This window comes from Levilactobacillus yonginensis (assembly GCF_003946265.1).
Classification (GTDB): Bacteria; Bacillota; Bacilli; order Lactobacillales; family Lactobacillaceae; genus Levilactobacillus; species Levilactobacillus yonginensis.
In genome coordinates this window covers 39,186-64,958 of sequence record NZ_RHNO01000012.1, presented here as the reverse complement: position 1 = coordinate 64,958, position 25,773 = coordinate 39,186, and the positions used below count along the sequence as shown (strand labels likewise).

Sequence of the window (25,773 nt, the reverse complement as noted above, 5' to 3'; positions counted from 1 at the left end):
AATAATTTTTTTAAAAAGCAATACAGATTTAGTGTATCACTTTTTTAAAACAAAGTCAGCAGCACCTTCATCAGTTATTAACCAAGTCTGTGCTGGCGCTAAGTGCATGTACGCTGCGATGGCGGCACCCTTTTCGGCACCTCCGGCAACCGCAACGACTAATTGCTTAGCGGCTAAATCGCCAATTTCCAGGCCGATTCGCGGAAATTTACTAACCACGTGACCCGCGTCATCAAAGAAATAACCAAAGGCCTCACCCACCGCGTGGGCAGCCGTCAAATCATCAATGACGTGTGGCGTCATTTTCCGTCGCTTGGCCATGACTAGTGCCTGGCCAATCCCGTGAACGACCACATTACTGTGGGCAATCAATTGGAGTACCTCATGAATCGATGGCTCCGCAAACAGCGGTTTATATGTGGCACTGGTCAACTGCTCAGGAACGTAAAGTTGTCGAAAATCGCCATTCGTTCGCTGAGCCATCCGTGCAGCTACTGCGTTCGCTTGAATAGCGGGAGATTCACCCACACCACCCCGAGCTGGCACAAACAGTAACTGTCGATTAGTTGCGAGTGCTGGCGTCAAAATATCTGCCACGGTCGCCATCGTGTGACCACCCATGACCGCCAGTGTATTCTTCCCAGCCGGCAGGTGCTCACCGAGAATTTGACCAGTTGCCTGTGCCATACCAACCAATGAGCCAGTTGCCGTGGTACTGTCTCCTGCCACGATTGTGACGTGAGCAATTCCTAGCTTCTTAGCCAGATCCTGTTCACGCTGCTGTCTACCAGCCAAATCATTCATGACCGGAACCAAGCCACGCAACACGCGCTGACCAGCGGCGGTGACCTGCATCCCCTTCACAGACATCTGAATGAAACCCAGGTCTGCCAGAGAATCCGTCGTTGTACGAACTGTTCGTTCTGAACAATTCAGGTTCAACGCCAAGGTCCGCCGCCCAACTGGTTGGAGATTTGCAACACCCTGTAGCATGCGGAAGCGGTTGGTCAGCTTTTCAACCATTTGGGGCATAATTGCTTCTACCCACTGCCAATCATCCTGCATCCTGCTTACCTCCTAGTGGGACAGTAACCGACCAGTGGTGGCTAAATAACGCCCACCCTGGTCAAAAAATTGAAGGCCAACCCAAGCCAACCTTACAGTTAAGAATTATATGCTCCAGCAGCCACTTTAGCAAGCACTTACACCGCTTAATTTGTGAAAGCCTTTACAATTAAGATAATAAAAAAACGAGCCTGAGAAAACCTCAGACTCGACCGCTTTGCGAATGCGCCCGGAGGGAATCGAACCCCCATTTCAAGAACCGGAATCTTACGTGCGATCCATTACACTACGGGCGCATAACCTGTGCTAAACAACACATTTATTACTATAACTGATATTGGATAAAAATACAAGACGATTTCTCTTTTTGTCGCGAAAAACATGCTATAATAACGGCATTAACTTTTCGTGGAGGTTTCAACAGATGACGCGACATAAGACCTTTCGCTTGGTAGTGGACGCCCTACTGATGGCGATTGTTTTGCTCCAAAATATTTTACCCTTCCTGGGCTATATTCCGTTAGGACCCTTTAGCATGACCCTGATCGGCCTAACGGTCATTGTAGCCGGGACCGCACTAGGCCCTAAGGATGGCATGGCCATTGGCCTATTCTGGGGACTCCTTACATTCATTCGGGCTTTCACCTGGCCTTCAAGTCCCGTTGCGCCCTTAATCTTTACGAATCCATTGATCTCGGTACTTCCCCGTTTCCTAATGGGTTTGGCCGCTGGTGGACTCTTTCTGTGGGCGCGGCACCATCAGTGGTCCGATCGTCACGCCATGCAACTAGGCGCTGGCTGTGCTGCTCTGGTCAACAGTCTCCTGGTTCTAGGACTAGTTTACTTATTCTATCAAACGCCCGAAGTTGCCTCAGCCTTCGGCGCAAAAGGCAATCAAACTTTAGGATACGTCCTAATGATTTCCTTAGTCACCAATGCCGTTCCTGAATTCATCCTTGATGTGCTCGTCGCGCCGTTAATTGCGGGCACGTTGCGCAAGCGCTGGGATCAACTGAATGTTTAATACGCAACGTGGTGGGAATTTCTCCACCACGTTTTTTTGGACAAAAAAACCGCAACGTTAGGCAACGTTGCGGCAACTGATGCGCCCGGAGGGAATCGAACCCCCATTTCAAGAACCGGAATCTTACGTGCGATCCATTACACTACGGGCGCAAAACAGCATCGGCTTTTTGAGCACCTAATTACTATACCTGATGCTGAATATAAATTCAAGGGGTCGGGTAAATATTTTCTGCTGAGCTTAAACGTAAATTAATGAAACACTACCAAACGAAACACTTCCTTGAATCCGTACCACCGGACCGTCCCCCGTTTCTTGAACCCCTTTCTCACCGACGGCACCAAAGTTCGTATCGACATCCGTCTCAATGTTCCAAGTCCGTGGCAAGTAAAGTTCAATTCCACCAAACGAGGCGTCTACGAGGATGGTCGCCCCGTCCTCACTCAGTGCGACGTTGTCCAGATAAACCTTGGCATTCCCCATGTTGACGCGAATGGCTGCCCGCTGAAAGTTCGTTGACTGCAGGTAGCGAATACTACTACTCATATTCACATTCACCACGGCATCATCTTCCGTCAAGCTAGCAATGTCTTCCTCCTGCCAATGATGATTATCACCATGATGCCAAGACTTCTCAGCAAATCGAACTTGTCGCCGCCAACGCCACCGTGGCTTGATAATCATAGACAAACCAGCCGTCAATAACAGTGCGGCCCCTAAAATCGTCCAAGGTGCTAGCGCAGTGATCCCCAATGGCTTGGCAAAAATAATTGCCAGAAAGGCCAACGAAAACACCGTCCCCGACACGGCAAAGTGAATCAAACTTTCCACTAATGCTGCCACTAAAAACATGGCAACTAATAGCGTCCAAAATCCAATGTGATACGTCAGAATGCCCAGCTGACTGGTGACCAAAATACCGGCCGCCAAAACTAGGAAGACACCCCAGAACCAATTTCGATGCATAATTAACCTACCCCTTTCGCTCTAATGCTATCTGCAGGGCCTTATAGAATCGCCGTGAGACGTAGAGCTGCTTGTGTGATTTTTGAAAGTGAACCAGGTTACCCGTCACTGATTTGGTGAGCGATAAAACTTGGTCACGGTTGAGGATGGCAGACTTGGAGACCCGTTGGAAGTTAGCCGGCAAATCGCTGGCCAATTCAGTCAATGGTCGACGCGTACTGTACATCTCTGAAGCCGTATGCACAGTCACCTGATGATCAGCCACTTCGAAGAATAGCACCTCCGCCAGATTCACTTGGTAATGGCTTCCCCGCTGACTCAGAGTGATGGTCAATGGCGCCTGAACCGCCGTTAGGGCTGCTTGCAATTGGTCAGCTGTTGCTGCCGTCGGTGCTTTGATCACCACTTCTGGTTCAGTCAGTTCGCCATCAATTTCAACGTGGACCTTCAAGTCTCCACCCCCTTTTCGTTAATCCTAGTAAACCACACCTCTTCCGGAAAGAAAATGGTTGTAGCGCGAGTGGTCGGTCAGTTGACGTAAGTGGTCAAAAGATGTGACAGAATACGTGACGTTTAAGTAAACTCTGTTATGATAGTTTTAGTCAAAAGGTTAGGGGAATTAACAGAGTCTAATTGTTTGACCTACCCTGACCTTAGCGGTAAACTAGCACCATGTTAGCAAACTGCTAGCCATTTAAAAGCAAAAAGGGAGGCTATCTTGTCATGAATTTAGTACCAACAGTTATTGAACAATCATCCCGTGGCGAACGGGCTTATGATATCTATTCACGACTATTAAAGGACCGGATCATCATGTTATCAGGTCCCATCGAAGATGACATGGCCAACGCCATCATTGCACAGTTGCTCTTCTTGGACGCCCAAGACTCCACCAAGGACATTTCACTTTACATCAACTCACCTGGTGGTGTGGTTTCTTCCGGCTTAGCCATTTACGATACCATGAACTTCATCCAATCCGACGTTCAAACGATTACGTTGGGGATGGCAGCTTCCATGGCCAGTGTTTTGGCTTCATCCGGGACTAAGGGCAAGCGGTTTGCATTGCCTCACGCCCAAGTGATGATTCACCAACCATCCGGTGGTGCCCAAGGGCAACAGACTGAAATTGAAATTGCTGCTCGTGAAATCTTGAAGACTCGTCAATTAATCAACCAAATCTTGGCTGATAATTCTGGTCAACCAGTTGAGCGTCTGAATCAAGATACTGAACGGGATAACTACTTGAGTGCTCAAGAAGCCGTCGATTATGGTTTGATCGACCACATCATGACTAACAGTAGTGAACAAAAGAAGTAATTTCTTCAAAACACCATTGGCTAACGGCCAGTGGTGTTTTTTTGTGCTTCCACGATAACATCCCCAACTGAAAATCGTCAGCCCGGCGGCCATGACGATTGGCCCACCAATTAGTTGTCTATATAATGGTAGCGTTTTCATTAATTAACTACTTCTCGGAACCAGTCTGGCCCCAGAATAAAAGCGTCACCGCCATTTCAGCAGGCTTCCTTGCCGAAATGTCAGTGACGCTTTTATTTAGGCCGAAGCCTCTTCCCTTAACTGTTTTGCATAGTCATTGATCTTACGTAAACGATGATTGATCCCAGACTTTGAGATTGGCCCACCGGGTACCAGGTCGCCTAACTCTTTCAAGCTGACTTCCGTATGTGCTAGCCGGGTCTCTGCCACTTCCCGTAGTTTAGTGGGCAGTTGTCCTAACCCCACGGTTGCCTCGATAAACTGGATGTTATCGATTTGACGGGTCGACGCGTTGGCCACCTTATCCAGGTTAGCATTCTCGCAGTTTACCAAGCGATTGACGGAATTCCGCATGTCCCGCATGATCCGAACATCTTCAAAGCGGAGCATTGCCGTCGTCGCACCGATCAGTGAAAGAAAGTCCGCAATTTTCTCGGCACCCTTCAGGTAAGTGATGTACCCACTACGGCGGACAATTGTCCGTGCATTTAAGTTATAACGGTTCATCATCTCAGCAATCATCTGGTTATGCTCCTCATACAAAGAGTAAATCTCCAAATGATACCGACTGGTTTCGGGATTGTTCACGGACCCACCGGCCAGAAAGGCCCCACGGAGATAGGACCGAACCCGCATATCATCATCAAAAATTTCCTTTGGAACTGACTCTAAGAGCTGCATCCCGTCGAAAATTCCTAAATCAGATAAAACCTCCGTCACGCCAGTTTTAACCCGAACAATGTACAGATTATTCTTCTTTAATTTCATCTTTCGACGAACTAACAGTTCACTCTCCAAGTCGTAAAACTGTTTGAGCAATTGGTACATCCGACGCGCAATCGCTGGATTTTCTGTCTGCACGTTCAAGACAAAGCGGTGATTAGCAAGACCTAGCGCCCCGTTCATCCGAATCAACGCGACCAGCTCGGCCTTTGCGTTCTCCCGATGAACCTCGAGGGTGGTTAATTCTTTTTTGACTTCACTGGCATACGACACCGTTAAGGCCTCCGTTTCATTCGATAACGTGGCTGCCCAATCAGATTCAAGAGTTCGTGAACGACCTCTTGCCCGTTGTGGAACGCCCCATTATCGCGTAGTTGTAAAAAGTCGGTCGAAATGACCCGGCACCCCTGATCACGGAGTCCCTGAAAATCATGTCGGACCGGTTGAGACATTTCGTCCCAGCGCTGGTAATCAATGTACTGGTCAGGCACTTTACGCGTATTGACCAATACAGTATCAATAAAGTTTGTGTTTAAATGTTTGTTCAAAACCCGAACGTGATCGGCATCCGTGAAGTTTTCCGTTTCACCCTTCTGCGTCATGATATTGCAGATGTAAACAACTTCAGCAGAGCTCTCCTTAACGGCTTGACCAACACTATCGATCATTAAATTGGGCAGGATACTGGTAAATAAGCTACCAGGTCCCAGCACAATTTGGTCAGCGTTCATAATCGCATCGATCACTGGTTGAACCGCGTGAGGTTGCTGGTGATGGTCACTCGTTTCAACCCACACCCGCTTGATTAATTTGTGTGCGGCCGTGATTTCCGATTCCCCACTGAGCGTGCTCCCATCATCAAACTGGGCATGTAACTCCAATGGTTCATTGGCGGCCGGGTAAATGTGGCCGTTGACTCGCATCAGCTTAGACAGCTCCTGAACGGCATCGAAAATTCCACCGCGCATTTCGGACAAAGCCGCAATGATTAAGTTACCGATCGCGTGCCCTGCAAAGAAATCGTCGGTCGTTTCGAAGCGGTATTGGAACAATTCCTTATAAATTGAAGGGACCTCAGCTAGCGCCACCATCACGTTTCGAATATCTCCAGGCGGCACTACGTTGACGTAATGTCGAATGATACCGGACGATCCCCCATCATCAGCAACGGTGACTACTGCCGTGATATCCACGTCCTGATCGCGTAAATTACGCAGAATGACGGGCAGTCCCGTTCCTCCACCAATGACCACAATTTTTGGTCGGCGGCTGTTCATTACCTCTCTCATGATCGATTAGCGGACTCCTTTCGCTTCTCAATATCGCGATGGGTCACGTGAACGGGGTAGGCATCCCCTAAGGCCTTGCCGATTCGTTCCGTAATTGCAACGGACCGGTGCTGGCCACCCGTACACCCAATAGCAATGGTAAGACTAGATTTTCCTTCTTTTTTGTAGCCCGGGACAATTGTTGTCAACAGACCTAAAAATTGTTGATAAAACTCTTCAGTCTGTGGCTGACTCATCACATAATCATACACTGGTTTGTCCAATCCCGTTTGTTCTCGCAGCTCGGGCAAGTAGTACGGATTCGGTAAAAACCGAACATCCATGACAATATCAGCATCAATTGGCAACCCGTATTTAAAGCCAAACGACATCATCTCAATGTGAAAAGCCTGGGTCGTTTCGGTTTCATAATTATGGAAAATTTCTTCACGAAGCTTACGGGGACTCAGCTTGGTCGTATCAATGACCAACTGGGCCGCCTGACGAATGGGCTCCAGCAATTTACGTTCCCGCTGAATCCCCTCCATCACACGACCATTCCGCGCTAACGGATGAGAGCGCCGCGTCTCTTTGTACCGAGAAACCAATTCCTCGTCCGAAGCATCCAAAAATAATACCTGGGCGTTCATAGTCCCGTGCACCGCAACATCATTCAGCATGCGCACGATTTCATCGTAAAAAGCCCGTGAACGTAAATCAATCACTAAAGCAATCTTCGATAACTTACCGGACTCTCGAACTAAGTCCCAGAATTTTGGCAGCAACGAAGGGGGCATGTTATCAATACAAAAATAGCCTAAATCTTCAAAACTTTGCATGGCGACCGTCTTACCGGCCCCACTCATCCCGGTAATGATTACCAAATGGATTTCTTCAGTCATGGCTCTCCTCCTGCTCCTAAATTGAAACAATCTTTTAGCAGTATAACACACCGGGTGTGTCTTTTCCTAATGATTCCTACAAATTAACCCGGAAAAAGTCGAAAAATACCGAACATTCTTTAAAATCTGCGTACCCTAAATCCAGTCATCCCCCTTGGTCGACAATCCATAATGACACCACCAAAAAAGCCAGTGCGGATCACCACAACGAATGATCTCACACTAGCTTTAATTGACAATATTAGCAGGTCTAAGACCGACTACGAGCAAACGCAATCCAGATAGCGTTCACACCGAAAATCACGAAGAAGAAGGCTAATAAGACGTTCAGGGAAAGGGCTGCAACTACTGGGTGGACAAACAACATGATTCCCACAACTAACGTCACAACGTCCAAAACGATGGACAGCCAGTAGAAGCCGCCACCAAAGCGACGCAAGTGACTAGCCACGACTAACCGTTCAACGGAATCAAAGATAAACCACAGGGCAAATAGGTAGCCCAATGAAACGATGGCGCTGTCCATATCAAAGAAGAACACAACTGCAATTAAGATGTCTAAGATACCGAATGCTAACGCAAAGTTTGCTCGCATCCCAGTTACCTCACGTAGTTTCTTGTACCCAGCAATTGTGGTCAACCCACTCAGCAACGCCATGAAGGCAAAGATAATAGCTAATCCGGTAAGACCAATTTTTGGTGAGCGAAAGAAGCCAAAGGCGGCAACTAAAAATAAAATGCCGAGAATAAACTCGCTCCAGTCAAATCCCCAACGGGACCGATTCATATCAAACATATTTGCATCTCCTCACAAATTCAGTCATTTGACGACTGGTTTCAACCATTGTACTGGTTTTCGCCGTTTCTCACAAGTTGTGGGGCAAAAAAATCACCCCTATACCTTACATTAAACATTCTTAACACTAAGGATGGCAATTGACCCGTGAGTATTGATGCTCAAGGTTAAGCAGACCTAACCGCCGGCTGGTACCCGCTTCAACAGGGTAAACTTGGCGATAAGAAAGGACCTGAGACTTTTGTCCCAGGCCCTTCACCCATTTAATAGCTAGCCGTGAACGGTTCCACCGACCAGTCTTTCATTACTTTTTAGCTTTAACTGGTTTTTGATCAGCCAACGTCCGGGCCTTGTCCCGTTCTAAGACGGGCTTTAGGTACTTCCCAGTATAACTGTCCGTTACTTCAGCGAGTTCTTCAGGTGTTCCGGTAGCAACGACGTTACCGCCGGCTTCCCCACCTTCAGGACCCAAGTCAATCAAATGGTCGGCCGTCTTGATGACATCCAGATTGTGCTCAATCACCAGAACAGTGTTGCCCTTATCTACCAACCGGTGGAGAACGACCAACAACCGCTTGATGTCGTCAGTGTGCAACCCGGTAGTCGGTTCATCAAGAATGTAGAAGTTCTTCCCATTCTGTTGCTTGTGCAGTTCGGAAGCCAACTTCATCCGTTGCGCCTCACCACCAGATAGCGTCGTGGCTGGTTGGCCCAACTTTACGTAACCTAAACCAACGTCCTGAATCGTCTGCAGCTTCCGCGTGATCTTAGGAATCGCTTCAAAGAACTTCAAAGCTTCACTGACCGTCATGTTCAGAACGTCTGAAATATTCTTCCCCTTGTATTCGACTTCCAGGGTTTCGGAATTGTAGCGTGTGCCATGGCAGACCTCACAAGGAACGTAAACGTCTGGCAAGAAGTTCATTTCAATCTTCAAGATACCATCACCGTGACAGGCCTCACAACGGCCCCCCTTGGTGTTAAAACTGAAACGTCCCTTCTGATAACCACGCAGCTTAGCATCATTGGTCTGGGCAAAGAGGGTCCGCACATCATCAAACACACCTGTGTAGGTGGCTGGATTACTGCGAGGGGTCCGGCCAATTGGACTCTGGTCGATATCGACTAGCCGTTCAATGTTCTTCACACCCGCGATACTCTGGTACTTCCCAGGCTTCTCTGAATTATTATTCAGTTTTTGCGCCAACGCCCGCTTCAAAATTGTATTCACTAACGTTGACTTACCTGAACCAGAAACCCCCGTCACGACCACAAATTCACCTAGAGGAAAATCTACTGTAACGTCCTTCAAGTTGTTCTCGGCGGCGCCAGTTATCCGAATCTCTTTGCCATTACCTTCACGGCGTTCCAAGGGAACTGGGATATACTGCTTACCCGCCAAGTACTGACCCGTTAAGGATTTGCGTGACCGCATCACCTGTTTCGGCGTACCAGCAGCCATCACGTGGCCCCCGTTCTCACCAGCACCGGGACCGATATCAACAATATAGTCTGCAGCCCGCATCGTGTCCTCATCATGTTCAACCACAATCAGGGTGTTACCAAGGTCCCGCATTTGCTTCAACGAGGCAATCAACCGGTCGTTATCACGTTGATGTAATCCGATGGATGGTTCATCCAGGATGTACAACACACCAGAAAGATTGGACCCAATCTGCGTAGCTAACCGAATCCGCTGTGCTTCCCCACCAGATAATGTCCGGGCAGAGCGACTCAGTGTCAGGTAGTCCAGGCCCACGTTCCGTAAGAACGTCAACCGGTCCCGAATTTCCTTTAAAATAGGTTGCGCGATCACCTGGTTTTGTTCACCAAAGGAAAGGTCCTTGAAGAACGAGAGCTCCTTATCCACAGGCAAGTTGGAAACCTCACCAATGTGTTGATGATTGATCTTAACACTCAAGGCTTGGCGATTTAACCGGTAACCGTGACAAGTCTGGCAGGTTAGCTCCGTCATGTATTTACGCATAACGTCCCGGGTAAATTCACTGTTTGTTTCATGGTAACGCCGGTTAACGTTGGGAATAACCCCTTCAAAGGCCACGTCAATGTCGCGCACGCCACCGAAATCATTTTCATAGTGGAAGTGGAACTCCTTGCCCTGAGAACCGTATAAAACCATCGCTTGGTCCGTCTTGGACAAATCCTTAAATGGCGTATCCATGTCAACATCAAAGGCATCACAAGCCTGTTCCAATAAAGCAGGATAGTACTGTGAACTAATCGGATTCCAAGGCTCCAAAGCTCCTTCGCGCAACGTCTTAGTCCGATCTGGAACAACTAAATCCAAATCGACTTCCAACTTGACCCCTAAACCATCACAGTCTGGGCAAGCGCCAAATGGCGCGTTGAAAGAGAACAGCCGCGGTTCCAATTCACCCACTGTGAACCCACAGACTGGACAAGCGTAGTGTTCAGAAAAAATCATGGGGTCTCCATCGATCAAATCGGCCACCGCATATCCACCGCTTAACCGCAGGGCTGCTTCAAAAGAATCAAATAACCGGGACCGAATACCAGACTTAACCACGATGCGATCAATCACAATTGAAATATCATGATTTTGATTCTTGTTTAATTCAGGCACGTCATCTAAGTCCATGGTCTCACCATCGACCCGAACCCGGACAAAGCCCTCACGCTGAATCTTTTCAAAGATCTTTTTGTGCTGCCCCTTCTTCCCCCGCACAATGGGCGAAAGAATCTGAAGTTTAGTCCGTTCCGGCAGGTCCAGAATCTGGTCAACCATTTGTTCAACACTTTGACTCGTGATCTCCGTACCGTCATTCGGACAGATAGGCGTTCCTACCCGGGCCCAGAGCAGACGTAAGTAATCGTTGATTTCAGTGACCGTCCCCACGGTGGACCGAGGATTCTTAGACGTGGTTTTTTGGTCAATAGAGATAGCCGGACTTAACCCATCGATGGAGTCAACATCTGGCTTATCCATTTGTCCCAAAAACTGCCGTGCGTATGACGACAAGCTTTCCACGTAACGACGTTGACCTTCAGCGTAGAGGGTGTCAAAGGCGAGGGAACTCTTCCCAGAACCTGACAACCCACTGATGACGACCAACTTGTTTTTCGGAATCGTGACGTCGATGTCCTTTAAATTATGGGCCCGTGCCCCGTGAATCACAATTTTATCATTTGCCAATTGCTTGTCTCCTCACCGACCTAATCACCAATTTCGGTCTTCATATCCATAACTGTATCCCGTAACGAAGCGGCCTGCTCAAAGTCGAGCTTCTTAGCAGCCGCACGCATTTCGTCTTCCAACCGGGCAATCAATTTCTCTTGGTCTTCCTTGGTCATATCCTCAAAGTCACTGGCAACGAAGTCATCCTTCTCATCACCATTATCGTTCTTCTTAGTGACCGCAATCAAATCACGAATTGGTTTGATAATTGTCGTTGGCGTAATGCCGTGTTCCTTGTTATAAGCAATCTGAACCTTCCGCCGGCGAGCCGTCTCATCAATGGCTGCCTGCATAGATTCCGTGGTGGAGTCCGCGTACATAATGACTGCCCCATGGGAGTTCCGAGCCGCCCGACCAATCGTTTGAATCAGTGACCGTTCGTTCCGTAAGAAACCTTCCTTATCCGCATCCAAAATCGCTACCAAGGAAACTTCGGGGATATCGATTCCTTCCCGCAACAGATTAATTCCGACCAAAACATCGTACTTACCCAAACGCAGGTCACGCATAATTTCAGTCCGCTCCAACGTCTTAATGTCGGAGTGCAAGTAGGCCACCTTGATGCCTAAATCCTTTAAATAATCCGTCAAATCTTCAGACATCTTTTTGGTCAGGGTCGTGACGAAAGTTCGCTCGTTCTTTTCAACGCGCGCATTGATTTCACCAACTAAGTCATCCATTTGCCCCATAATTGGGCGAACTTCGATGGTTGGATCCAGTAACCCGGTCGGTCGAATGATCTGTTGAACGACGTGGTCCGTTTGCTCATGCTCGTAAGGTCCCGGTGTGGCCGACATGTAAACGACCTGATTAATGTGTTGTTCCACTTCGTTTAACTTCAGTGGCCGGTTGTCCAAAGCACTCGGCAATCGAAAACCGTAGTCCACCAACTGTTGTTTCCGAGCGCGGTCACCATTGTACATCCCCCGGACTTGTGGCATCGTCACGTGAGATTCATCAACGACCAACAAAAAGTCTTTCGGGAAGAAGTCCAGTAAGGTATATGGTGGTTCACCAGGTTTGCGGCCATCCATCCAGCGAGAATAGTTCTCAATCCCACTCGTGTAGCCCATTTCCCGCATCATTTCAACATCGTACGTAGTCCGTTGCTTCAGGCGTTGTGCTTCAAGCAACTTACCGTCACCTTCAAGTTCAGTGACCCGGTCCTTCAGTTCACCCTCGATACCGTTCGTAGCCTGGGCCATGATGTCATCGTTGGTCATAAAGTGGGTTGCCGGGAAAATAGCAACGTGTTCACGGTCGCCCACGATTTCGCCAGTCAGTGAATCAACCTCACGAATGCGATCAATCTCATCGCCAAAGAATTCAACCCGTAGCGCTCGGTCATTCCGTGACGCCGGGAAGATTTCGACCACATCACCGTGAACCCGGAACCGGCCCCGCTGAAAGTCGTAGTCGTTGCGTTCGAATTGAATATTCACCAATTTACGCAGGAGTGCATCCCGCTCAATCTCCTGACCAACTCGCAAGGAAACCACGTGATTCTTATATTCAGTGGGGTCCCCTAACCCGAAAATAGAGGAAACCGAGGCCACCACAATGACGTCATTTCTTTCCAGCAAGGAACTCGTTGCCGAGTGTCGTAACTTATCGATTTCATCGTTGATAGATGAATCTTTTTCAATGTACGTATCACTCGAAGGCACGTACGCTTCCGGTTGGTAGTAATCATAGTAACTCACAAAGTACTCAACCGCGTTGTTAGGGAAAAACTGCTTGAATTCCCCGTACAATTGGCCCGCTAACGTCTTATTATGGGACAGCACGAGCGTAGGCTTGTTAACGTTCTTGATAACGTTAGAAATCGTAAAAGTCTTCCCGGTCCCGGTAGCTCCCAAGAGAATCTGCGCCTTTTCACCGCCCTCAATGCCTTGGGTCAATTGACGAATCGCTTCAGGTTGATCCCCCGTTGGCTGATACTTTGACACCAGATCAAATTTTTTGTCCGTTTGTCGGTCGATCATAGATGGTAACCTCCCTACCTCAAATTATTAATGGGCTGGCGCCGTTGCCGAACAACTAATCCCCAGCCGTCTAGTTAATTTCATCAGAAAAATGGGAAACGGAGCGCTTCCCATCACGTTCAAATATTTTACCATACCGAACATACTTTCGCCACTCAGGCGTCCTATCGAGAGAATTTATCCTGATAGATGGTAATGTTGGCAGTTCGGTCCCCTTTTACAACACTGGTCGTCTGGACAGCAGTGAGTTGTAAGTCTTCCCAGAATTGTTTCATCTGCCGATCACCCATGAAGACGCTAAGCTGAAGTTGAACGGCACCAGCCTCGTGGAGTACCGCTACCAAACTGCGGTAATATGCGGCCGCCTCCGTTGTCGTCAAAGTCTTAGCCGGCATCCACATCCCCAACCACACCAAACTTGGCAATGGATAATCGATAATCAGATCTACCAGGATCACTAACTGTTCATCCTGAAAAACTCCCAGGTAGGCCTTCTGCTCTGGCAAAGCGTTCAACGGAATATCCGTGACGTCCTGAATAGCCTCCTGACGGGTTACTGGATGGTCTTGAAAATGGTCAAAATAGGCCGGATGAGCCGCTTGAAACGCATAGATCATATCGTCGTCCGCATGCGTTAATGGCCGCACCGTAGCCCCGGTCAAACTCTGATTCCAAACTTCAGCAAGTTTCATTTAATCATTATCCTCCAATAAGTGGTCCGTTAATTGCGCCAGCTTTTGCCGGTCACTGAAGTCAGCGGCCAACATCTCAGGCAAAACATCCGATAAGAAATAACGCACACACGGCATTTGTTTGAACTTTAGAATCGTTGACAAACTCTCACGATAAATTTCCGTGAAGACGGGTTCTGGATTGCCCTTCTGAATCTCGCCAAAGGACTCGTACAACAAGTCTACTTTATCTGCAACCGAAAGGATTTGTCCTTCCAACGTGTCGTCCTTGCCCTCACCCAGGCGCCGAGTGTAGGCCGCCTGAAACTGTTTGGGAATTTCATTATGAATAAAATTGGCAGTCAGGGAAGTCTCCACATCAGCCAGCATCGTGCGTAACTCGGGGGTCGCGTACTTCACGGGTGTCTTAATATCTCCGATAAACCGTTCAGTATAATCGTGATTTAGAGCCTTTTCGTACAGCAAGCGCCAGTTTACCTGGTGACCAGCCTGCTCTTCCACGTCTCCTAAGAATTGTGCAACTTCGGCAACCTTGAATGAGTGAGCAGCCACGGAATGTTGCTCAAATTTAAAGTACCCCGGTGCCCGGTCAATTGTCTCCAAGTCACTTAAACTCTGTAAAAATTGATTCATTCCCACGTTTGCTCAGCTCCCTTAAAATTTAGTTTTCATCGCCGCTAGCTGCCATTAAATAGCAGCTCTTAGAAATCCTGCCGACAAAAAAGCGGAAACCACCCCGATGAGGTCGTCTCCGCTAAGTTTAACATGTTATTGGGCGGAAGCCGCCTTTGATTTTAAAGTCTCCAAATAACTGAAGGCTTCTTGACCAGCGATACCACCGTCACCAACGGCCGTGGTAATCTGCCGCAGGTCTTTTTGCCGAACGTCACCAATAGCAAAGATACCAGGAACGGCAGTTGCCATGTGATCATCGGTCTTGATCCAGCCAGCTTCGTCCAAGATACCTAAGCCCTTGAAGGCGTCGGTCATTGGTAAAGTCCCCACGTAAATGAAGACCCCACTAGCTGCTAATTCACCGGTTTCACCGGTCTGGTTATTCTTAGTCGCAACGCCCGTAACCTTCATCTCGTCACCCAAAATGGCCGTTACGTTCGTGTTCCAAACAAATTCAATCTTTTCGTTGGCAAAGGCCCGGTCTTGGATGATCTTTTGTGCTCGGAGTTGATCACGCCGAACCACAATCGTCACCTTAGAAGCCAAACCGGCTAAGTAGATTCCTTCTTCAATCGCAGAATCTCCCCCACCAACAACAATGACTTCACGATTCTTAAAGAACGCACCGTCGCAGACCGCGCAGTAGGAAACGCCTCGGCCACCAAATTCATCTTCACCAGGGACACCAAGTTTCTTATACTCGGAGCCCGTTGCCACGATGACTGCCTTGGCTGAGTAATCGCCATCATCAGTCTTCACAACCTTATGGTCGCCGTGGTCTTCAATAGATTCAACACTGCCGTACGCAAATTCAGCGCCGAACTGGGTTGACCCATCATACATATCCTTTGCCAGGTCTGGTCCGAGGACCGACTTGAACCCAGGATAATTTTCAATCGCAGCGGTGTTGTTCATTTGCCCACCGTAAATTCCCCGGTCGAGCATCAGGACTGACAAGTTAGCCCGTGACGCATATAGCGCCCCAGTCATACCGCCAGGACCCGCACCGATGACAATAACATCATAGTTTTTCACGTGTAACGCTCCCTTCTGCTCTTTAGCCTAAATGATACTTTACTATTTAAAAGTAAGTTTGTCACCTATTTCGACTTGGCTGCCTTTTCATCAGCTGCGGTCAACTTCGTTCCGAGTTCCTTGATGTAGGCCCGGAGTTGATCTTTGGTTTCAGGGTGTTGCAGACCGTATTCAATGTTGGTTTGAATCCAACCGAACTTGTTACCGACATCAAATCGTTTGCCCTTATATTCGTGGGCAAAGACTCGTTGTGTCTGGTTGAGTCGGTCAATGGCATCCGTCAATTGTAATTCGTTGCCTAAACCAACCGGCGTGTTTTCCAATGCTTCAAAAATCTCTGGTGTGAACAGGTACCGGCCAATGATCGCCAAATCACTTGGTGCCTCATCTGGCTGTGGCTTCTCAACGAAGTTCGTAACGTTGTACAAACCTGGTTCCGTTTCTTCTGAAGGATTGATGACGCCATACTTGGCAGTGTCCTTGTGAGGCACCCGCATCACGGCCAACGTGGAAGCACCCGTTTCGTTGTAACGGTCGATCAGTTGCTTAGTCAGTGGTACCTTACTGTCAGTCATGTCATCACCCAACATAACGATGAACGGTTCGTCCCCAATAAAGGCCTTCGCCGTTAAAACCGCATCACCTAAGCCACGAGGATAAGGCTGGCGAATGAAGTAAAGATTCATGCCAGTAGTTTCCTGAACCTGACGCAAAAGTTCATCCTTATGCTTAGCCTCCAGATTAGCTTCCAGTTCAGGATTGGAATCAAAGTGATCTTCGATTGACCGCTTTGACTTGCCATCAACGATGACGATGTCTTCAATTCCTGATTTACGTGCTTCTTCAACGATAAATTGGATCGTTGGCTTGTCCACGATTGGTAGCATTTCCTTGGCTAATGCCTTGGTGGCTGGTAAGAAACGGGTCCCCAGACCCGCCGCTGGAATCACTGCTTTTCTAACTTTTCTCATAGTTCAAAATCCTTCCTCGTATCCCCTGCAATTAAAATTCAGAACGGCCTTCACGTTGCATCAAATCTGAAATAGCCTGCCGAATGTCCTTGCCTTCATAAATAACTTGGTAAATAGCTTCAGTGATAGGCATTGAAACGCCACGTTCCTTTGATAGCTCGTAAGCTGCCTTGGTCGTAGCTAAGCCTTCAATCACCATACCCATGTGGTTGATGACATCATCTAACGCTTCACCGCGGCCTAGTTCATCACCGGCCCGCCAGTTCCGTGAATTAGAACTCGTTGCGGTCACGATGATATCGCCGACACCGGATAACCCGATGAAAGTCATTGGGTCAGCCCCGAACGACGTGCCCAACCGAGAAATTTCGGCCAAGCCCCGAGTCATCAGCGCAGCCTTAGCATTATCCCCATAGCCTAAGCCATGTAACGCACCAGCCCCTAAAGCGATGATGTTCTTCAGAGCCGCCCCGATTTCAACACCGATAACGTCAGAGTTCGTGTAAACCCGGAAGTATGGTGTCATGAATAATTTTTGAACAAATTTAGCTGATTCTGGGTTCGCACTAGCCGCGGTGACCAACGTAATGTCCTTACGTGCAACGTCTTCAGCGTGACTAGGTCCGGACAATACCGTGACCCCTTTGCGGTTACTTTCAGGAATTTCTTCTTCCAATACTTGTGAGAGCCGCTTGTACGTCTTCTGCTCGATTCCCTTGCTAGCGTGGATCAATTGGGGCTGTAAATTCTTTTCCTTCAGAATTGCCGCAACGTTTCCAGCAACGGACCGGATAGCCTTGGTTGGCACCACGAATAAGATGGCATCAACCCCGTCCAGAGCGCTGGCTAGGTCGGAGTAAGCTACTAATGAAGGTGAGAACGTGTAATCCTTGATGTAGTGTGAGTTGGTGTGCTGCGTATTCAGTTCCTCAACCTGCTTAGGGTTGTACGACCATAACCGAACATCATGCCCATTTTCATCCAGGACGCTCGCTAAAATTGACCCCCATGAACCGGCACCGAGTACTGCAATTTTCTCTGACATAGTAATGGATTCTCCTTATTTAGAAAGTTTAGTTTTTTCTCGAAACGGATTCCCGTCAAGGTAGGCTACCGGTGGATTAGCTTCTCGCCGCCGGTAGATCCAAATAATCAGGGCTCCCACGAACAACACAACTGATAAGGCTTGTGAGATGCGTAACAGATGGAACAGCCACAGACTATCCGTCCGCATACCCTCGATGAAGAACCGACCAAATGAATACCACATCACGTAGGCAAGGAACACCTCACCCTGGCGAAATAACCCAGGATAGTGACGTAAGCTCATTAGGACAACGAACCCCATGAGACTCCAAGTGGACTCATAGAGGAACGTTGGCTGGCGGTACATCCCGTTGACCAACATTTGTCCAATGATCCAGTTAGGTAGGTGCAACCCCTGCAAGAACGCCAGACTGGTCACGCGACCATAGGCTTCTTGATTCATGAAGTTCCCCCACCGACCAATGGCTTGGCCTAAAATTACGGTTGGCGCTGCCACATCCAACATCAGCCAGGTTGGAATAAACCGTGACCGACAGAAGATAACCACGACGATTCCAGCCCCAATCAGGGACCCATAGATGGCAATTCCACCATCCCAAATCGCAATGATTTCACTGGCGTGCTTAGCATAGTAGTTCCAATTAAAGACGACGTAATACAGCCGCGCAGCAATCAATGCTGCGGGTAACGCCCACAAAATCATGTCGTAGATGTCATCGGGATTAATTCCCCGCCGCCGACCTTCACGGACCGCTAACGTGACTGCGAGAACAACGCCCGCAGCAATGATAATCCCGTACCAGTGAACGGCAATGGGCCCTAAATGAATGGCGATGGGGTTAAGCGCCGCCACGATTGGTGAAAAGATAACGCCCATCTCCCTTATGAGTTATTTCCGTTCTTTTTAATTAAGCGCTTTAAGTTCTCATCAAAAACCTTTGTTGCATCGTATCCCATGGAACGGGCCCGGAAGTTCATGGCTGCCGCTTCAATAATGATTGCTAAGTTACGCCCAGTCTTAACTGGAATCGTAATCTTAGGCACAACAACGTCAAAGAACCGTTGTGACTCACTGTTGTTACCTAAGCGATCAAAGTGGTTATCATCGTGCCAGGCTTCCAGGTGCACAATCAGGTCAATATCCGTTTCAGAACGCACTGCGCCAGCACCAAAGAGGTTCATGACATCGATGATCCCAATCCCACGGATTTCCAACAGATGGCTAAGAATGGCCGGTGCCGCCCCTACCAGGGTCTGTTCGTCTTGTTGGTAAACTTCAACTCGGTCGTCGGCAATCAGCCGGTGGCCCCGTTTAACCAGTTCCAACGCCGTTTCACTCTTCCCGACACCAGAGTCACCAGTAATCATGACCCCAACACCGTAGATATCGACTAAAACACCGTGAACTGACTGACGTTCCGCCAACTTACCTTCTAAGAAGTTAGTCATGTTACTGAGGACCCGCGAAGTTGTCAGCTTCGTTCCTAAGATGGGAATTCCAGCTTCCTTAGCGGATTCTTTCAACTCTTCTGGCGGATCCAACTGCGTAGAAATCACGAATGCGGGTGTTTCAGGTTGACACATTTTCCGCATGACATCCAACAATTTCTCGTGACTCATCCCTTTAGCAAACGACGTTTCAGTAATTCCAAGTAACTGCACTCGTCGAGCTGGGTAATAATTAAAGTAACCGGTCAATTCCAGACCGGGACGTGAAATATCACTGGTGGTAATTGGTCGGTCCAAGTCATCTTCACCGGAATAAATATCCAACCGGTTCACCTTGACGAGGTCGGCCACTGTGACACTCTCTGTCATGGGCGCTCCTCCTTACTGCATAGTAAACTACTTTAATTTTAGCACTTTACGGGGTCGACTCCTACCAAATTAATTCGTTTGCGAGTCAACTTATCCTCGAGCATAGTGATCGCTAATAATTGTATTGAAAAGCGCCATTACCACCGCGATGATCATGGTCGTCCCAAACGAGGTGAAGGCAAAGCTGTTCCCTACCAACGCCGAGGTCAGCTCCAACATGGCCGCATTAATGACAATGCTGAACAACCCGAGGGTCAAAATAGTGATTGGGAGTGATAATACGAATAGAATGGGCCGGACGACTGCATTCAACAACGCGAGCACCAGACTCGCCAGAATGGCGACCCACACACTAGATACTACGAAGGAGTTTTGCAGGCTCCCTGCCCAGGAGCTTTGAAAGAACCCCGCTAGAGCCAGGAATATTAGGGCATTAAAGAATATTCGTCGCCAAAAGCCCACGCTACTCACCATCCTTGTGCTGATTCTTAATATCCTGCTCAGTCACATCATGAATCACTTTGCGACCAGAATCCTGTGCGGCGTCTGTTCCCCCCCGAAAGAGGTCGCGCAAGCTGGGTCCCCCAACAGGTCGAGAATCATCCAGCGGCATGAAGGTCATGACGACCACATACACTAATAATCCCAAGATTCCGTGGGTCGGAATCGCGAGAGAAACTAACACGTAAATTAGCCGTAAGAGGTTGGCATTCCAATTAAAGTATTCGGCGATTCCGCCCAATACCCCACCAACTAATCGGTTCGTACGGGAACGAACAAAACGTTTTTTTGCTGCCATCGACGGACACTTCCTTTTGTAAAATTGATTTCCTATTACGGCAAGAATAACGAAAGCGACCACTGAAAGCAAGTTTCCAGTGGTCGTTCATCTAAATCTTCAGTTTTGGTTAACGTTTAGTCCGTTGAATCCTGGTTGGCTGGATTCAATTCAATGATTTGCCCAGATTTCAGATAGACGATCCATTCACACACGTTTGTCACGTAATCCCCGATGCGGCTCAAATCTTGGGCCACGTTCAGGTAAATGGAAGCACCGGTTTCAAAGACTGGGTCCTGCCGCATTTGTTGATAGCTATCTGCTCTAACCTGATGATTCAATTGGTCCAACTTACGATCAATGTCTGCTAATTTACGAGCTTCGTGTTCATCCTTGTTCACGTAAGCCGTCAGGACATCCTTGATCATTTGCGTGCCCAACTGGCCCATTTGGTCGATTAACTCTTCCAGGACCGGAATCTTCTGCTTGGAGCCAAACTTAATGGTCGCATGAGCAATGTTTCTCGCGTGGTCCCCTGCTCGTTCCAGTTCTGAGACGGCCTTTAAAATCGTAACGATTTCTCGCAAGTCAGTCGTCACTGGCTGGTACAGGGCAATCATCTCAAACGTCTTCTTTTCCAACGCAATTTCACGTTGGTTGATTTCATGATCAGTATCAATAATATGCTGGGCGGCCACGGCATCCCGATTCGTAAAAGAATCTACCGATTGCTGAATGACCTCACTAACCAGCATCCCCATTTCTGTAAAGTCAGCGTCTAAATCTGCTAACTCATCATCAAATAATCTTCGCATAAGTTACCTCCTTAGCCAAAGCGCCCACTAATGTAGTCTTCCGTCTGTTTCTTGGCGGGATTCATAAAAATGTTCTTGGTTTGATCCACCTCAATCAGCTCACCATTCATGAAGAACGCTGTTCGATCAGCGATTCGCGAGGCTTGCTGGAGGTTATGGGTTACGATAATAATCGTATAATCATTCCGTAAATTCAAGAGAGTTGCTTCAATTTGACTGCTGGACACCGGATCCAGTGCGCTGGTCGGTTCGTCCAACAGAATAATCTCTGGTGAAACGGCGAGCACTCGTGCAATGCAGACCCGTTGCTGTTGCCCACCAGAAAGGGCCAACGCACTTTCATGCAAATGGTCCTTCACTTCATCCCAAACCGCTGCTTGCCGCAAGGATTTTTCAACCACAGCATCCAGTTTTTCTTTGTCTTTCTCACCGGCAATTCGCAAGCCGTAAATGACGTTGTCATAGATTGAGAATGGAAAGGGGTTCGGTTGCTGAAAGACCATCCCAATTTCTTTCCGAATTTCAACCGTATCCGCACTAGGTGAATAGAGATTCTGGTCCTTAAATTTAATGGTTCCCGTAATAGTCACGTTGGGAATCAAGTCGTTCATGCGATTCAGTGTCCGCAGATACGTGGACTTCCCACAACCGGATGGTCCAATCAACGCGGTAATGCCCTTCTCATCGAAGTTCAGGTTGATTCCCTTCAAAGCTTCCTTATCCCCATAATACAGATGTAGGTCCTGTGTCGTCAAAATTTCCTTACTCATGTTCTTTTCCTCCTCTTAGCCGAAGTTCCCCGAAACATAATCACTCGTGACCTGAACCTGTGGATTCGTAAATATTTGGCTCGTGGTGTCGTATTCCAACACCCGCCCCTGATTGAAAAATGCCGTGTATTCACTGATTCGGGCCGCTTGTTGCATGTTGTGCGTCACGATGATAATGGTGTAATTCTCCTTCAATTCCAACAACGTGTCTTCCAGCTGACCGGTTGACACGGGATCCAAAGCACTTGCCGGCTCATCCAACAACAAAATATCGGGTTTGACGGCAATCGCTCTGGCAATGCATAACCGCTGCGCTTGTCCCCCGGACAGCGCCAAGGCACTCTTGTTCAAGTCATCCTTGACCTGGTCCCAAAGTGCTGCCTGTTTGAGGGATGTTTCTACAATTTCATCCAACTCGTGTTTGCCCGTCACCCCACGCAGGCGTAAAGCAAACGCGATGTTATCGTAGATTGATTTGGCAAACGGATTAGGGCGTTGGAACACCATCCCCACCCGCCGACGCATCTCATAGACGTCCACGGCCGGTTGGTTAATGTCCACGCCACGATACATGATGCGCCCAGTCACCGTCGCAATTCGATCATTCATTCGGTTCAAGGACCGTAAGAACGTGGATTTACCGGAACCCGAAGGCCCTATCAACGCCGTAATTTGGTTACTGGCAAATTGCAGGTCACCCTCGAACAGGGCTTCCTTTTTGCCATAATACACGTGCAGGTCCTCGGTCGACAGAATAATGGGGTGCCCCGCCTCACTTGGTTGGGTGACGTGTCGTTCTAACATTTCTTCAGACTTTCTGACGTCGTTATTCACAAACATGGCGTGCCCTCCTTTATGCAGATGTTAGCCGCTTGTACAGCCGCTTACCTAGGTAGCGGGCGGCGAAATTAAATAGCAAGATTGCCAGGACCAAAACAGCGGACGACCCAGACGAAATGGCTTTCGCGTCCGGCATGATGCCCTCAGAATTGATTTTCCAAATGTGGACTGCCAACGTTTCAGCTGGCCGCATCGGATTCAATGGACTGGAGATATTGAATGGATTCCAGTCGGCAAAGTTCAACGCTGGGGCGCTTTGACCCGCCGTATAAATTAAAGCGGCAGCTTCACCGAAGACCCGGCCGGCACTTAAGATAACACCGGTCAAAATACTGGGCACTGCTGCTGGCAAGATGACCCGGGTCACCGTTTCCCAACGCGACAACCCCAACGCCAAACCACCTTCGCGTTGAACGTCACTGATTGTTCGGAGTGAATCCTCAATGCTCCGCGTCAACAACGGTAGGTTGAAGAAGGTTAACGCAAAGGCTCCAGAAAGAATGGAGAAGCCCAACCGTAACTTCACCACGAAGAACAGGAAACCAAACAACCCAACCACCACCGATGGCAGTGAGCTTAGAATTTCAATGGCCGTTCGAATCGTGGCAGTCACCCAGTTATCCTTCGCGTATTCATAGAGGTAGATTGCCGCACCCAAAGCAATGGGAAATGAAATCAGCATCGCCAGGATCAAGAGGTAAAAGGAATTGAACAGTTGGATTCCCACCCCACCGCCAGACAAGAACGCCTTGGCTGGAGAAGTTAGAAAGTGCCAACTCAATTTAGGCATCCCACTCACTAAGATGTACCCCAATAGCGCAAGCAGAATCAGGACAACTAACCCGGCAATTCCGTAAAGAGCACCAATGGCTAGCTGATTTTGTTTTTTAGAAGTCATTATTGCAAGCGCCCCTTTCGGCCAATCAAGCGAATAATTAAGTTAAAGATTAAGGACATCAGTAAGAGAACGAGTGCCAATGACCAGAGCGCATTGTTCTGTAGGGAGCCCATCACGGTGTTCCCAATTCCCGTCGTCAAGACAGACGTCAGCGTCGATGATGGTGACACCAGACTATTGGGCATTAACGCCGCGTTCCCGATAACCATTTGTACGGCCAAAGCCTCACCGAAGGCCCGAGCCATCCCGAAAACTACCGCCGTCATTAGTCCCGGCGTTGCCGCCCGGAGGACTACTTTATAGATGGTCTGCCATTGCGTCGCGCCCAAGGCTAGTGACGCTTCCCGGTAATAACGAGGAACCGACTTCAACGCATCGGCACTCATGGACGTTACCGTGGGTAAAATCATCACGAAGAGCACACAGGTTCCTGAGAGAATCCCGAAACCACTCCCACCGAAAATGGCCCGCGTCACGGGGACCACCACGGACAACCCAATAAATCCATACACTACTGAGGGAATTCCCACCAACAATTCCGTAACGGGTTGTAAAATCTTGGCTCCCTTATTGGGAGAGATTTCATTCATAAAGACTGCCGTTCCAATTGCAAAGGGCGTAGCCACTAACGCTGATAAAATTGTGATTAAGAAGGACCCCACAATCATGGGTAATGCGCCAACTTCGGGCTTACCATTAGCATCCGTAATGTTAGGATTCCATTGCTTACCGGTTAGAAAGTCCCAGAGATTAACGTGATTGCTCGTAAACGTCGCAATCCCCTTAGAGGCAACAAACCCGATGATGGCAACCACGACGGCCACAATCAAGAGCAGTGCTGAGAAGCTAACGACCCGCCCCCAGATTTCCAATTTGGCGGCCTTAGAACGCCGCTTTAATTGTTGTTCTAACTGTTGCGTTGCTTTCATTACTTCGTGCCTCCCAACTGTTTAACGTGTCCCTGTGCATTCCGTTCAACTTGCATTTGATCAGGTGACAAATAACCCAGTTGACGGACCAGCGTTTTTTGAACTGCTGGTGACTGAACATACGTAATGAAGTTCTTGGTCAACCCGGTTGGCTGTCCCTTGGTATACAAGTGTTCATAGGACCAAATTCGCCATTTGTTCGTGGTCACGTTGACCTCCGTTGGGGCGACGTGATTCAAATCCAGTTCTTGGACCGTTTTGTCCACGTAGGAAAACGCCACGTAACTGATTGCGCCCGGAGTGGTGGCCACAATTGACCGCACCATCCCCGAGGAATCCTGTTCCTGCGCCGTCTTTGAGCGACTTTTGTTCAAGCCAAATTGCTCAAACGTTGCCCGGGTTCCGCTTCCCTGAGCCCGATTGATCAAAACAACGGGGAGGTTAGCTCCCCCTACCTGTTGCCAGTTGGTGATCTTACCAGTAAATACCCCGATTAATTGCTTAGTCGATAAGTTTTTGACGCCCACTTTTTTATTGACGATTGGCGTAATGCCGACCACGGCTACCCGGTGGTCAACCAGTTCAGTCGAACGGATGCCTTTTTGCTCAGCGGCAAACAGATCGGAATTACCAATCTGCACAGCACCCTCTTGAATTTGGCTAAGACCAGTTCCAGTACCCCCACCCTGGACGTTTACGAACGTTCCTAAGTGTTCTCCCGTATACTGTTCCCCTGCCGCCTCCACTAAGGGTTGCAGAGCTGTCGACCCAACCGCGGTGATGGATTCCCCCGCGTGGCTGACCTGACGCGTTTGATAAGCAAAGACTCCTAAGACTAGTAAGACAACCAGAACGAGTCCTTGTACCCAGCGTTTTTTAGACATACCGCTTGACCTCCTATCGGTTGAGCGTCGCGGCTCAACCATTTCAAAAGTAAGTATAGCGAACGAATGTAAATGTCTGGTAGACGTATTGTAAAGGTTGTGTAAATGTAACCCAATATTAGGAATTATTACGCAAAATAAAAAACGGGATTCACCACTTTGGTGAGTCCCGTTG

General features: G+C 48.5%; 26 protein-coding genes and 2 tRNA genes. 2 read left to right on the top strand and 26 right to left on the bottom strand.

Going from position 1 to position 25,773, the window contains the following annotated elements:
* Positions 1-36: 36 nt before the first annotated feature.
* Positions 37-1,065 carry a sugar-binding transcriptional regulator gene (locus tag EKM87_RS07775; protein ID WP_125683512.1) on the bottom strand — a complete coding sequence of 343 codons (1,029 nt, stop codon included), beginning with the start codon at positions 1,063-1,065 and terminating at the stop codon, positions 37-39.
* Positions 1,066-1,289: 224 nt separating this feature from the next.
* Positions 1,290-1,361 (bottom strand) — tRNA-Arg (locus EKM87_RS07770).
* Positions 1,362-1,489: 128 nt separating this feature from the next.
* Here EKM87_RS07770 and EKM87_RS07765 point away from each other — a divergent pair.
* Positions 1,490-2,089 carry an ECF transporter S component gene (locus EKM87_RS07765; protein WP_125683510.1) on the top strand — a complete coding sequence of 200 codons (600 nt, stop codon included), beginning with the start codon at positions 1,490-1,492 and terminating at the stop codon, positions 2,087-2,089.
* 80 nt (positions 2,090-2,169) lie between these two features.
* Here the strand turns inward: EKM87_RS07765 and EKM87_RS07760 are convergent.
* From EKM87_RS07760 to EKM87_RS07750, 3 genes are all read right to left on the bottom strand, one after another.
* Positions 2,170-2,241, bottom strand: a tRNA-Arg gene (locus tag EKM87_RS07760).
* Between the two features lie 88 nt (positions 2,242-2,329).
* Complete coding sequence (locus EKM87_RS07755) at positions 2,330-3,055, bottom strand: LiaF transmembrane domain-containing protein (protein ID WP_125683508.1); 726 nt, start codon at positions 3,053-3,055, stop codon at positions 2,330-2,332.
* Between the two features lie 7 nt (positions 3,056-3,062).
* Entirely contained in the window at positions 3,063-3,506 is a 444-nt protein-coding gene (locus tag EKM87_RS07750) for a LytTR family DNA-binding domain-containing protein (RefSeq protein WP_125683506.1), read from the bottom strand.
* A gap of 272 nt (positions 3,507-3,778) precedes the next feature.
* Here EKM87_RS07750 and clpP point away from each other — a divergent pair, with 272 nt between their 5' ends.
* The gene (gene clpP, locus EKM87_RS07745; RefSeq protein ID WP_048732353.1) at positions 3,779-4,375 is read left to right on the top strand and encodes an ATP-dependent Clp endopeptidase proteolytic subunit ClpP; all 597 of its coding nucleotides are present in this window, start codon (positions 3,779-3,781) and stop codon (positions 4,373-4,375) included.
* A 237-nt stretch (positions 4,376-4,612) separates the two neighbouring features.
* Here the strand turns inward: clpP and whiA are convergent, their stop codons facing one another.
* The 21 genes from whiA to EKM87_RS07640 all read right to left on the bottom strand — a co-directional run bounded on the left by whiA (position 4,613) and on the right by EKM87_RS07640 (position 25,598).
* Entirely contained in the window at positions 4,613-5,551 is a 939-nt protein-coding gene (gene whiA, locus EKM87_RS07740; protein WP_125683505.1) for a DNA-binding protein WhiA, read from the bottom strand.
* A 2-nt stretch (positions 5,552-5,553) separates the two neighbouring features.
* A complete protein-coding gene (locus tag EKM87_RS07735; protein ID WP_125683503.1) occupies positions 5,554-6,567 on the bottom strand; it encodes a gluconeogenesis factor YvcK family protein in 1,014 nt (337 codons plus the stop codon).
* Positions 6,564-7,448: an RNase adapter RapZ gene (gene rapZ, locus EKM87_RS07730; RefSeq protein ID WP_125683501.1), complete on the bottom strand. Its 885-nt coding sequence runs from the start codon at positions 7,446-7,448 to the stop codon at positions 6,564-6,566. The genes EKM87_RS07735 and rapZ overlap by 4 nt, the downstream gene beginning before the upstream one ends.
* 250 nt (positions 7,449-7,698) lie before the next feature.
* Positions 7,699-8,244 (bottom strand): HdeD family acid-resistance protein, encoded by a 546-nt coding sequence (locus EKM87_RS07725; RefSeq protein ID WP_125683499.1) that lies wholly within the window; start codon positions 8,242-8,244, stop codon positions 7,699-7,701.
* A 304-nt stretch (positions 8,245-8,548) separates the two neighbouring features.
* The gene (gene uvrA, locus EKM87_RS07720; protein ID WP_125683497.1) at positions 8,549-11,419 is read right to left on the bottom strand and encodes an excinuclease ABC subunit UvrA; all 2,871 of its coding nucleotides are present in this window, start codon (positions 11,417-11,419) and stop codon (positions 8,549-8,551) included.
* A 20-nt stretch (positions 11,420-11,439) separates the two neighbouring features.
* The gene (uvrB, locus tag EKM87_RS07715) at positions 11,440-13,446 is read right to left on the bottom strand and encodes an excinuclease ABC subunit UvrB (protein ID WP_125683495.1); all 2,007 of its coding nucleotides are present in this window, start codon (positions 13,444-13,446) and stop codon (positions 11,440-11,442) included.
* 164 nt (positions 13,447-13,610) lie between these two features.
* Positions 13,611-14,138 (bottom strand): acetyltransferase, encoded by a 528-nt coding sequence (locus EKM87_RS07710; protein WP_125683493.1) that lies wholly within the window; start codon positions 14,136-14,138, stop codon positions 13,611-13,613.
* Entirely contained in the window at positions 14,139-14,777 is a 639-nt protein-coding gene (locus EKM87_RS07705) for an HD domain-containing protein (RefSeq protein ID WP_125683491.1), read from the bottom strand.
* Positions 14,778-14,906: 129 nt separating this feature from the next.
* Complete coding sequence (trxB, locus tag EKM87_RS07700) at positions 14,907-15,848, bottom strand: thioredoxin-disulfide reductase (RefSeq protein WP_125683488.1); 942 nt, start codon at positions 15,846-15,848, stop codon at positions 14,907-14,909.
* Positions 15,849-15,913: 65 nt separating this feature from the next.
* Positions 15,914-16,819: a UTP--glucose-1-phosphate uridylyltransferase GalU gene (gene galU, locus EKM87_RS07695; RefSeq protein ID WP_125683486.1), complete on the bottom strand. Its 906-nt coding sequence runs from the start codon at positions 16,817-16,819 to the stop codon at positions 15,914-15,916.
* 31 nt (positions 16,820-16,850) lie between these two features.
* On the bottom strand, positions 16,851-17,864 hold the full coding sequence (locus EKM87_RS07690; RefSeq protein ID WP_125683484.1) for an NAD(P)H-dependent glycerol-3-phosphate dehydrogenase: 1,014 nt from the start codon (positions 17,862-17,864) through the stop codon (positions 16,851-16,853).
* 15 nt (positions 17,865-17,879) lie between these two features.
* On the bottom strand, positions 17,880-18,743 hold the full coding sequence (gene lgt, locus EKM87_RS07685) for a prolipoprotein diacylglyceryl transferase (RefSeq protein ID WP_125683482.1): 864 nt from the start codon (positions 18,741-18,743) through the stop codon (positions 17,880-17,882).
* A 5-nt stretch (positions 18,744-18,748) separates the two neighbouring features.
* Positions 18,749-19,684, bottom strand: a complete 936-nt coding sequence (gene hprK, locus EKM87_RS07680; protein ID WP_125683480.1) for an HPr(Ser) kinase/phosphatase — start codon at positions 19,682-19,684, stop codon at positions 18,749-18,751.
* 90 nt (positions 19,685-19,774) lie between these two features.
* A complete protein-coding gene (locus EKM87_RS07675) occupies positions 19,775-20,146 on the bottom strand; it encodes a phage holin family protein (protein ID WP_125683479.1) in 372 nt (123 codons plus the stop codon).
* A gap of 1 nt (position 20,147) precedes the next feature.
* Positions 20,148-20,483: a PspC domain-containing protein gene (locus EKM87_RS07670; protein WP_125683477.1), complete on the bottom strand. Its 336-nt coding sequence runs from the start codon at positions 20,481-20,483 to the stop codon at positions 20,148-20,150.
* A gap of 116 nt (positions 20,484-20,599) precedes the next feature.
* Positions 20,600-21,277: a phosphate signaling complex protein PhoU gene (gene phoU / locus EKM87_RS07665; RefSeq protein WP_125683475.1), complete on the bottom strand. Its 678-nt coding sequence runs from the start codon at positions 21,275-21,277 to the stop codon at positions 20,600-20,602.
* A gap of 11 nt (positions 21,278-21,288) precedes the next feature.
* Positions 21,289-22,047, bottom strand: a complete 759-nt coding sequence (pstB, locus tag EKM87_RS07660) for a phosphate ABC transporter ATP-binding protein PstB (protein WP_125683473.1) — start codon at positions 22,045-22,047, stop codon at positions 21,289-21,291.
* Positions 22,048-22,062: 15 nt separating this feature from the next.
* Positions 22,063-22,851: a phosphate ABC transporter ATP-binding protein PstB gene (pstB, locus tag EKM87_RS07655; protein WP_125683540.1), complete on the bottom strand. Its 789-nt coding sequence runs from the start codon at positions 22,849-22,851 to the stop codon at positions 22,063-22,065.
* 49 nt (positions 22,852-22,900) lie between these two features.
* Positions 22,901-23,785, bottom strand: a complete 885-nt coding sequence (gene pstA / locus EKM87_RS07650; protein ID WP_125683471.1) for a phosphate ABC transporter permease PstA — start codon at positions 23,783-23,785, stop codon at positions 22,901-22,903.
* Positions 23,785-24,714 (bottom strand): phosphate ABC transporter permease subunit PstC, encoded by a 930-nt coding sequence (pstC, locus tag EKM87_RS07645; protein WP_125683469.1) that lies wholly within the window; start codon positions 24,712-24,714, stop codon positions 23,785-23,787. Before pstC ends, pstA begins: the two co-directional genes overlap by 1 nt.
* Complete coding sequence (locus tag EKM87_RS07640) at positions 24,714-25,598, bottom strand: phosphate ABC transporter substrate-binding protein (RefSeq protein WP_125683467.1); 885 nt, start codon at positions 25,596-25,598, stop codon at positions 24,714-24,716. The genes pstC and EKM87_RS07640 overlap by 1 nt, the downstream gene beginning before the upstream one ends.
* Positions 25,599-25,773 lie beyond the last annotated feature (175 nt).

Bases quoted from the DNA above. Each gene is read 5' to 3' on its own strand.
- EKM87_RS07775 (WP_125683512.1), bottom strand. From the start codon at position 1,065: ATGCAGGATGATTGGCAGTGGGTAGAAGCAATTATGCCCCAAATGGTT.
- EKM87_RS07765 (WP_125683510.1), top strand. From the start codon at position 1,490: ATGACGCGACATAAGACCTTTCGCTTGGTAGTGGACGCCCTACTGATG.
- EKM87_RS07755 (WP_125683508.1), bottom strand. From the start codon at position 3,055: ATGCATCGAAATTGGTTCTGGGGTGTCTTCCTAGTTTTGGCGGCCGGT.
- clpP (WP_048732353.1), top strand. From the start codon at position 3,779: ATGAATTTAGTACCAACAGTTATTGAACAATCATCCCGTGGCGAACGG.
- EKM87_RS07735 (WP_125683503.1), bottom strand. From the start codon at position 6,567: ATGAGAGAGGTAATGAACAGCCGCCGACCAAAAATTGTGGTCATTGGT.
- rapZ (WP_125683501.1), bottom strand. From the start codon at position 7,448: ATGACTGAAGAAATCCATTTGGTAATCATTACCGGGATGAGTGGGGCC.
- EKM87_RS07725 (WP_125683499.1), bottom strand. From the start codon at position 8,244: ATGTTTGATATGAATCGGTCCCGTTGGGGATTTGACTGGAGCGAGTTT.
- uvrB (WP_125683495.1), bottom strand. From the start codon at position 13,446: ATGATCGACCGACAAACGGACAAAAAATTTGATCTGGTGTCAAAGTAT.
- EKM87_RS07710 (WP_125683493.1), bottom strand. From the start codon at position 14,138: ATGAAACTTGCTGAAGTTTGGAATCAGAGTTTGACCGGGGCTACGGTG.
- galU (WP_125683486.1), bottom strand. From the start codon at position 16,819: ATGAGAAAAGTTAGAAAAGCAGTGATTCCAGCGGCGGGTCTGGGGACC.
- EKM87_RS07690 (WP_125683484.1), bottom strand. From the start codon at position 17,864: ATGTCAGAGAAAATTGCAGTACTCGGTGCCGGTTCATGGGGGTCAATT.
- lgt (WP_125683482.1), bottom strand. From the start codon at position 18,743: ATGGGCGTTATCTTTTCACCAATCGTGGCGGCGCTTAACCCCATCGCC.
- hprK (WP_125683480.1), bottom strand. From the start codon at position 19,684: ATGACAGAGAGTGTCACAGTGGCCGACCTCGTCAAGGTGAACCGGTTG.
- EKM87_RS07670 (WP_125683477.1), bottom strand. From the start codon at position 20,483: ATGGCAGCAAAAAAACGTTTTGTTCGTTCCCGTACGAACCGATTAGTT.
- phoU (WP_125683475.1), bottom strand. From the start codon at position 21,277: ATGCGAAGATTATTTGATGATGAGTTAGCAGATTTAGACGCTGACTTT.
- pstB (WP_125683473.1), bottom strand. From the start codon at position 22,047: ATGAGTAAGGAAATTTTGACGACACAGGACCTACATCTGTATTATGGG.
- pstB (WP_125683540.1), bottom strand. From the start codon at position 22,851: ATGTTAGAACGACACGTCACCCAACCAAGTGAGGCGGGGCACCCCATT.
- pstA (WP_125683471.1), bottom strand. From the start codon at position 23,785: ATGACTTCTAAAAAACAAAATCAGCTAGCCATTGGTGCTCTTTACGGA.
- pstC (WP_125683469.1), bottom strand. From the start codon at position 24,714: ATGAAAGCAACGCAACAGTTAGAACAACAATTAAAGCGGCGTTCTAAG.
- EKM87_RS07640 (WP_125683467.1), bottom strand. From the start codon at position 25,598: ATGTCTAAAAAACGCTGGGTACAAGGACTCGTTCTGGTTGTCTTACTA.